Genomic DNA, 7833 nt, shown 5'->3' on the forward strand with positions numbered 1-7833 from the left:
GGGTGAGGCCCGCCCGACCCGCTCTGGGCGGGCCTCACCCCGCCCACCCCGCTGCGCCCAGACGCCGGCTTCGACGAGGCAACCGCCGCCGCCGGCCCGCAGGAACGCGCCGCCCGGGTACGCGCTTTTGTCGACGCCGCCGGCGGCTTGGAGACAGCCGGGTTCTGCCGCACCAGCTACACCTCCGGCGGGTTCGCCAACACGGCCGGGCACAGCGCCCAGGGCCGCACGGCCGAGGCAGCCATGGACGGCATCGCCCGTCTCAACGGCGCCGACGGCGTGTCCCGCCACGCCAGCGGGCGCATCGCCGAGTTGGACGGCGCGCCCATGGGTGCTCTCGCCGCGACCAAGGCACGCGCGGCCGGCAACACCATCGAGTTGCCGCCCGGGCGCTACGAGGTGGTGCTCGAGCCGACCGCCGTGTCCGACTTGCTGAACAACCTGTCCACGTTCGGCTTCAACGGCAAGGCGTTCGCCCAGCACCAGTCGTTCGCCGAGCTCGGCGCCCAGCAGTTCGACGACAAGATCACCATCACCGACGAGCCGCTCGGCGCCATCCTGCCCTTCGACCTCGAGGGCACCCCGCGCGACAGCCTGGTCATCGTCGACCGGGGCACCACCCGGGCGGTGACCCACGACCGCACCTCAGCGGCCGAGGCCGGCGCCGATTCCACGGGTCACGGCTCGGTGGCGTCCCGTTCCTGGGGCCCGGCAGCCGTCAACCTACGGCTTTCCGCGGGCGCGGCCGGTGACGTCGCTACCCCGCCTTCCGATAACCCCGCCGCGCCATCCGCCGCCGCTCTGATGTCGAATCTGGAGCGGGGCCTGCTGATCACCGACTTCTGGTACACCCGGGTGCTCGACCAGAAGAGCCTGGTGATCACCGGCCTGACCCGCAACGGCGTCTGGCTGGTGGAGGACGGCCAAGTGGTGTCGGCAGTGAGCAACATGCGCTTCACCCAGTCGTACCCGCAGGCGTTGGGGCCGGGGGCGGTGCTGGCGGTGGGCGCCGAGGCTGTCGCGTTGCCGGACCGGTGGTCGGGGGTGCGGTACACGGCTCCGGCGCTGCACCTGGCGTCGTGGAACTTGACGGGTAACGCCTCTGGGTGAGGGCGGACAACGACAGCACTCGGCAGAATGCTGACCTTCGATGTAACGTGTGCCACACATTGCGGACGCACGTATGTCGATCTTCAATGCGCCCGCCGGCAGACTGCTGTCAGGGAGAACGTCAATGACGACGACGCCAACGAGACCGGGTGCGGTGCGTGCCGCCATCGCCGCTCGGACGTTGCGGACCGATCGGTGGTGGATCGCACCGCTGGTCACAGTTGTGGGGCTGAGCGCCTGGGTCATCTATGCGACCGTCCGGGTGTTCATGCACAAGTGGTACTACGTCGGTGAGTACCACTATCTGACCCCGTTCTACTCGCCCTGCTTGACCGATCGGTGCGTCGAGGGCTCGGCCGAGTTCGGGACGCCGCTCCCGAGCTTCTGGCTGATCCCCGAGGCCGCGTTCACGCTCCCGTTCCTCTTGCTGTTCCGGCTGACCTGCTACTACTACCGCAAGGCGTACTACCGCGCGTTCTGGCTCTCACCGCCGGCCTGTGCCGTGCCGGACGGCCACGAGCGGTACACCGGCGAGACCCGGTTCCCGCTGGTCTTCCAGAACTTGCACCGCTACGCGTTCTACGCCGCCGGGATCATCTCGCTGATCAACACGTGGGATGCGATCCGGGCGTTCCACAGCGGCGACGGCTTCGGCTTCGGGCTGGGCAACATCATTCTGCTCGGCAACGTGGTGATGCTGTGGGCGTACACCTTGTCCTGCCATTCCTGTCGTCACATTGCCGGCGGGCGGCTCAAGCATTTCTCGAAACACCCGGTGCGGTACCGGTTCTGGACCTTTGTCTCCAAGCTCAATGCGCGGCACATGCTGCTCGCCTGGGTGACGCTGGGAACGCTGGCGCTTACCGATTTCTATGTCATGGCGCTCGCCGCCGGCTGGTGGCCCGACCTGCGATTCATCGGCTGAGGGAGCGAGCATGACGGACGCTGAACGCGTGGAACGCCACCTGTACGACGTCGTTGTGATCGGTGCGGGCGGGGCGGGATTGCGAGCCGCTATCGAGGCTCGGCTGGCCGGAAAGAAAACGGCGATCATCTCGAAGTCGCTGTTCGGCAAGGCGCACACGGTCATGGCCGAAGGTGGCGCCGCGGCGGCGATGGGCAACGTCAACAGCCGCGACAACTGGATGGTGCACTACCGCGACACCATGCGCGGGGGGAAGTTCCTCAACAACTTCCGGATGGCCGAACTGCATGCCAAGGAGGCTCCCGAACGGATCTGGGAGCTGGAGACGTACGGCGCTCTGTTCGACCGCACCAAGGACGGCAAGATTTCCCAGCGCAATTTCGGCGGCCACGAATATCCACGGCTGGCCCACGTCGGCGACCGGACCGGGCTGGAACTGATTCGCACGCTGCAGCAGAAGATTGTGTCGTTGCAGCAGGAGGACTACGCCGAGACCGGCAACTACGAGTCGCGGATCCGGGTGTTCGCCGAAACCACGATCACCGAGCTGCTGACCAACGAGGACGGCACCCGCATTGCCGGCGCGTTCGGGTACTACCGCGAATCCGGTGAGTTCCTTCTGCTGGAAGCACCGGCCGTCGTGCTGGCCACCGGGGGCGTCGGGCGTTCGTACAAGGTGACGTCGAATTCCTGGGAATACACCGGGGATGGTCACGCGCTCGCGCTGCGCTCCGGGGCCACGCTGATCAACATGGAGTTCCTGCAGTTCCATCCGACCGGCATGGTGTGGCCGCCCAGCGTGAAAGGCATTCTGGTCACCGAATCGGTACGCGGCGACGGCGGCGTGCTGCGCAACTCCGACGGCAAACGGTTCATGTTCGACTACGTGCCGGATGTGTTCCGCAAGCAATACGCCGAAACCGAGGACGAAGCCGACCGCTGGTACGAGGACCCGGACAACAATCGCCGCCCGCCGGAACTGCTGCCGCGTGACGAGGTGGCTCGCGCCATCAACAGCGAGGTGAAAGCGGGTCGCGGCACCAAGTCGGGCGGCGTTTTCCTCGACGTGTCGCCCCGCATGCCCGCCGAGACCATCACCCGGCGGCTGCCCTCGATGTACCACCAGTTCAAGGAGCTGGCTGACGTCGACATCACCAAGGAACCGATGGAGGTAGGCCCGACCTGCCACTACGTGATGGGTGGCGTGGAGGTCGACCCGGACACCGGTGCCGCGGCCGGAACGGTGCAGGGCTTGTTCGCGGCCGGCGAGGTGTCCGGCGGAATGCACGGGTCGAACCGGCTGGGCGGTAACTCGCTGTCCGACTTGCTGGTATTCGGCAAACGGGCGGGCGAGCACGCGGCGGCGTACACCGATGTGCTGGCCAAACGGCCCAAGGTGCGCACCGCCGATGTGCAGAAGGCGCTCGGCACCGCGCTTGCTCCGCTGACCCGTGAGGGGGGCGAGAATCCGTACACGTTGCAGCAGGATCTGCAGTCGGTCATGGGCGACCTGGTCGGCATCATCCGACGCGAAGCCGAACTGACCGACGCGCTCAAACGGCTGCAGGAATTGAAGCTGCGCGTCGCCGCGGCCGGCGCCACCGGCGGCCGGCGGTACAACCCGGGCTGGCACCTGGCCCTGGATCTGCGCAACATGCTGCTGGTCTCGGAATGCACCGCGAAAGCCGCGCTGGAACGCGAGGAATCGCGCGGCGGGCACACCCGCGAGGACTTCCCGAAGATGAACGCGGAATGGCGCAAGGTCAACCTGGTGTGCTCGCTGGACGACGACGGCGACGTGCACCTGGATCGCAAGGCACTGCCGGCCATGCCGCCCGAATTGCTGGAGCTTTTCGACAGCAGCGAACTCAGCAAGTACATGACCGACGAGGAGCTCTCATGAAGCGGCACTTCCGGGTCTGGCGGGGCGATGCGTCCGGCGGGGAGATCCGCGACTACGACGTCGACGTGAATGACGGCGAGGTGGTGCTCGACATCATCCACCGGCTGCAGGCGACGCAAAGCCCGGATCTGGCCTGCCGCTGGAACTGCAAGGCGGGCAAGTGCGGCTCCTGCTCGATGGAGATCAACGGCAAGCCGCGGCTGAGTTGCATGACGCGGATGTCGACGTTCGAGGACAACGAGACCGTCACGATCACCCCGCTGCGTACCTTTCCGGTGATCCGCGATCTGGTCACCGACGTGACGTTCAATTACGAGAAGGCACGCGAGACGCCGGCCTTCACGCCGCCGGCGGGCGTCAAACCGGGTGACTACCGGATGCAGCAGATCGATGTCGAGCGGTCGCAGGAGTTCCGCAAGTGCATCGAGTGCTATCTGTGCCAGAACACCTGTCACGTCGTACGCGATCATGAAGAGAACAAAACCGCCTTCAGCGGCCCCCGGTATTTCATCCGCGCGGCCGAACTGGACATGCACCCGCTGGACGAGCGCGCCGATCGCAAGGAATACGCGCAAGCCCATCAAGGCCTTGGCTACTGCAACATCACCAAATGCTGCAGCGAGGTCTGCCCCGAGCACATCAAAATCACCGATAACGCGATCATCCCGATGAAGGAACGCGTAGTCGACCGCCGTTACGACCCATTGGTCTGGCTGGGTCGCAAGATCCTGCGCCGCGAGCAGGTCCAGGCGCCGGCGGGGATCGGCGAGGGAGGCATTCCGGTACGGCGGGCAGGTGGCGGCGGTGATTCGATGGCGCCGAGTTCGTCGGAGGGGGTAACGGGAGCGGCGGCGGGACTGGCCGGGGCGGGCACCCGGCCGCCGGAGCCGTCACCGGTCGGCGAGGACGGGAGGATGGACGTGGCAGAGCTGCTTGCGCCCAACGCGGGCGGGCCGTCACCGTTCGGCAATGACCAGCAGTTTCCGCTGGCGGACGTCACCTACCGGCATCCGGAGGGGCCTTCCGGTGGGGGCAGGGATCGTCACTAGGCCTGGCGGCTCGGCGGGCCTCGCCGCCCGGCAGGGGCCTCGCCGCCCGGCCGGCCGCGTCGCTCAGCGGGGCCTCGCCGCTGGACAGGCCGAAAGATTGATCGCTGGAAACGCTCCCGGCATGGGAGTATGAAGTGTGTTGCCGAACGACCGTTCCCGATTCGAACTCTTGCTGGAAGAACGCGAGCGCACCCTCGACGCCCGGGAGCGGCTGCTCGACGCCCGGGAACAGCGGCTCGGCGCGATCGAGCGGGAGCTGAACACCCGGCAGGCGATCCTCGACGAGCGGGAGCGTCTGGCTGCGGAGCGAGACTTGGCCGCCGAGGGGCGCGAGCAGGACGCCAACCAGCGCGAGTCGGTAGCTGACCTGCGCGAACACGATCTGACCTCGCGCGAGCGCACGATCGACGAGCGCGATGCCCGACCGGGCTCGGCCCAGGCGGACCCCGGCATCCGGATGGACGAGGCGTTCGCCCGGGAGGTGTCGCGCCTGGATCGCAGCGATGCCTTCCTCGAACGTTCCCGGGCCGCGGTCAGACGGGCGCAGAACCGGCTGGACACGCTGCGCGCCGAACGTCACGATCACGACATCTGACGGATTGGCACAGACGTACGAAATGGGCGTACGGTGACGCGGTGAGTTCTTATCAGCCGTCAATGCTCGACCTGATGAGCGGGCCCGGGGACGCCGGAGCCAGCCTCGAGCCGCTGTCCGGGCGCCTGCGCCGGCATGTGCTCACCGCAGGCGCCTGGGTGGATGTTCTGCCGGGCTGGGTGCAGAGTTCGGACGACATCTTCGAGACGCTGCTGGCCGAGGTCGACTGGCGGGCCGAACGCAGGCCCATGTATGACGGCGTGGTCGACGTGCCGCGGCTGCTGCGCTGGTATGGGCGCAACGAGCAACTGCCCCACCCGGTGCTGACCGACGCCCGCGAGCGCCTGTCCGAGTATTACGCCGCCGAGCTGGGCGAGCGCTTCGTCACCGCGGGCATGTGCCTCTACCGCGACGGCAAGGACAGCGTGGCCTGGCACGGTGACACGCTGGGCCGCTCCTCCCGCGAGGACACCATGGTGGCGATCGTGTCGTTCGGCTCCCCGCGCAACCTCATGCTGCGTCCCCGCGCGGGTGGCGCCGGCACCCTGCGACTCCCCCAGGGCCACGGCGACCTGATCGTCATGGGCGGCTCCTGCCAGCGCACGTGGGAGCATGCCATCCCGAAAACGGCCAAACCGGTCGGCCCCCGGGTCAGCGTGCAATTCCGGCCCATCAACGTCGCGTGACCCAACGGGCGGCTCAACCAGTCACGACAGGAGAAGCCGCCGTACGTGAAGAGCACCACCATGGAGCACAATCTGGAGGATCTCTTCGACCGGGCCTTGGACGACGAGCCATTACCGCCGCTGGGTAACCCGGCAAGCCGGAACGCCGCATCCGGCGCCGCCGCTACCTGGTCGCCGGCGGTTCCGTGGCCACCGCGGCTGTGGCCGGTGGGATAGCCGTCGCCGTGACACGGCCGGGTCAGGCCAGGTTTCCGCGGCCGCCTGCCTGATGCCGGCGTCACTCCTGCGGCGGGCGGCCATCTTGGGATGCCTCGGGAATGGGAATGGACGGCGTCCACGGGTCCGCCACCGGCGCTGCTGGCGAAGGCTGCGAGGCCTGCCCGGCGGGCGGTTCCGAGGTAGCGGGCGGAAACGCATATCCCGTAAGCGGCGCTCGGTAAGCCGGATACCCAGCCGTCTGCCGATAAGGGACCGACTCGAGGTTGGTGGTGATGCGGCGAATGAGCAGGGCGGCGAGGATGGCTGCGGTGACACCGGCTGCGGTGTCGATTTTGGTGAGGGTGAGTTCCAGAGAGGGAGTCATTCCGGGCCACGGGAACCAGGTGACCTGATAGATCGTCCACAGGACTGCCCACAGGAAGAAGACCAGGCGTGAGAGACGGCTTGCCGGTGGGACGGCGAACTTTTCCGCGTTCTTGTCCACCTCGTTGACCATGAGGAGCGGGATCACGAAATTCGCACCCGGAATGAGCCAGCCCCACAAAGCCCAGCGAACACCCCAGCGAGGATGAGCACCGACATCACTGGTGCATTCCCGAGCGCGACGAAGCCAGGCAATAAAGGATATTCCGGCGTAGAGGGTGGCGAAGATGCCGAGGACGCTGATGACGACGCCGACATCCGACTGCTCGTAGCGTTCGGTACCGCCATTGCCCAAGGAAGCAGCTACCAGCGCGTAGTCGACGAGCAAGCAGCCGACCATCAGCATCAATGCGGCAATGGCGGAAACTCCCCGCCGGCCGGCCAGCACGGCCATGGGATAAGGCCGGCGAGCGGGGGCGGGATGAGCGTAAGGCGAGCTCACTGCCGACCCTGCGGCTTCTCGGTGGGAGAGGCAGTGGGATCCTCCGGTACGTCCGCAGCCCACGGATCAACGGGACTACCCGATACCACGTCAGCCGGCGGCGGATAGGGCGGCGCGGGACAGGGCGGCGCGGGATACGGCTGGGCCGATGTGGAGGACAGCGGCGGCGAGTAGGGCTGGGGAGGGAAGTTTGCGGCCGGGATGGCGGTACGCAGGGAAGCGGGCGGCTCGGTGGATCCGGGCGCAGGAGGGGGGAAGCCGGGAGCTGCCGGATAGCTGAAGGCAGCAGGAAAGCCGGCAGGGCCGGGGAAGGCGGGGGCGGCTGACGGGAAGCCGGCTGCGGCGCTGGGGTAAGGGACTTGACCGGGGTGAGGCGGGGACCCGGCGGGGGGGGGGGGGGAGCCGGCGGAGGGGTCGGGGGGTTGGGGGAGGGTTGTTTTCTTGGTGGGGGGGGTGCGGGGGGTCATTAGGATGGGGCCGG

The 7833-nt window shown here is 67.7% G+C and carries 6 protein-coding genes and 1 pseudogene; 6 read left to right on the top strand and 1 reads right to left on the bottom strand.

Going from position 1 to position 7833, the window contains the following annotated elements:
* Positions 1-6: 6 nt before the first annotated feature.
* From TFC3_RS28645 to TFC3_RS28670, 6 genes and pseudogenes are all read left to right on the top strand, one after another.
* Positions 7-1110, top strand: a pseudogene (locus TFC3_RS28645) (metallopeptidase TldD-related protein); the annotation flags it as partial.
* Positions 1111-1234: 124 nt separating this feature from the next.
* Positions 1235-2035 (top strand): hypothetical protein, encoded by an 801-nt coding sequence (locus TFC3_RS28650; RefSeq protein WP_067508323.1) that lies wholly within the window; start codon positions 1235-1237, stop codon positions 2033-2035.
* A gap of 10 nt (positions 2036-2045) precedes the next feature.
* The gene (locus tag TFC3_RS28655; RefSeq protein WP_067508325.1) at positions 2046-3938 is read left to right on the top strand and encodes a fumarate reductase/succinate dehydrogenase flavoprotein subunit; all 1893 of its coding nucleotides are present in this window, start codon (positions 2046-2048) and stop codon (positions 3936-3938) included.
* Positions 3935-4987 (top strand): succinate dehydrogenase/fumarate reductase iron-sulfur subunit, encoded by a 1053-nt coding sequence (locus TFC3_RS28660; RefSeq protein ID WP_067508327.1) that lies wholly within the window; start codon positions 3935-3937, stop codon positions 4985-4987. Before TFC3_RS28655 ends, TFC3_RS28660 begins: the two co-directional genes overlap by 4 nt.
* Before the next feature lie 136 nt (positions 4988-5123).
* Positions 5124-5582 carry a hypothetical protein gene (locus TFC3_RS28665; protein WP_067508329.1) on the top strand — a complete coding sequence of 153 codons (459 nt, stop codon included), beginning with the start codon at positions 5124-5126 and terminating at the stop codon, positions 5580-5582.
* Positions 5583-5644: 62 nt separating this feature from the next.
* A complete protein-coding gene (locus TFC3_RS28670; RefSeq protein WP_067508331.1) occupies positions 5645-6268 on the top strand; it encodes an alpha-ketoglutarate-dependent dioxygenase AlkB in 624 nt (207 codons plus the stop codon).
* A 277-nt stretch (positions 6269-6545) separates the two neighbouring features.
* On the opposite strand, the gene TFC3_RS28675 is transcribed toward TFC3_RS28670, so the two are convergent.
* A complete protein-coding gene (locus TFC3_RS28675; RefSeq protein ID WP_067508333.1) occupies positions 6546-7304 on the bottom strand; it encodes a DUF4328 domain-containing protein in 759 nt (252 codons plus the stop codon).
* Between the last annotated feature and the right edge of the window lie 529 nt (positions 7305-7833).

The organism is Actinoplanes sp. TFC3 (genome assembly GCF_001553785.1).
Lineage (GTDB): Bacteria > Actinomycetota > Actinomycetes > Mycobacteriales > Micromonosporaceae > Actinoplanes.

Bases quoted from the DNA above. Each gene is read 5' to 3' on its own strand.
- TFC3_RS28670 (WP_067508331.1), top strand. From the start codon at position 5,645: ATGCTCGACCTGATGAGCGGGCCCGGGGACGCCGGAGCCAGCCTCGAG.
- TFC3_RS28675 (WP_067508333.1), bottom strand. From the start codon at position 7,304: ATGGCCGTGCTGGCCGGCCGGCGGGGAGTTTCCGCCATTGCCGCATTG.
- TFC3_RS28655 (WP_067508325.1), top strand. From the start codon at position 2,046: ATGACGGACGCTGAACGCGTGGAACGCCACCTGTACGACGTCGTTGTG.
- TFC3_RS28650 (WP_067508323.1), top strand. From the start codon at position 1,235: ATGACGACGACGCCAACGAGACCGGGTGCGGTGCGTGCCGCCATCGCC.
- TFC3_RS28660 (WP_067508327.1), top strand. From the start codon at position 3,935: ATGAAGCGGCACTTCCGGGTCTGGCGGGGCGATGCGTCCGGCGGGGAG.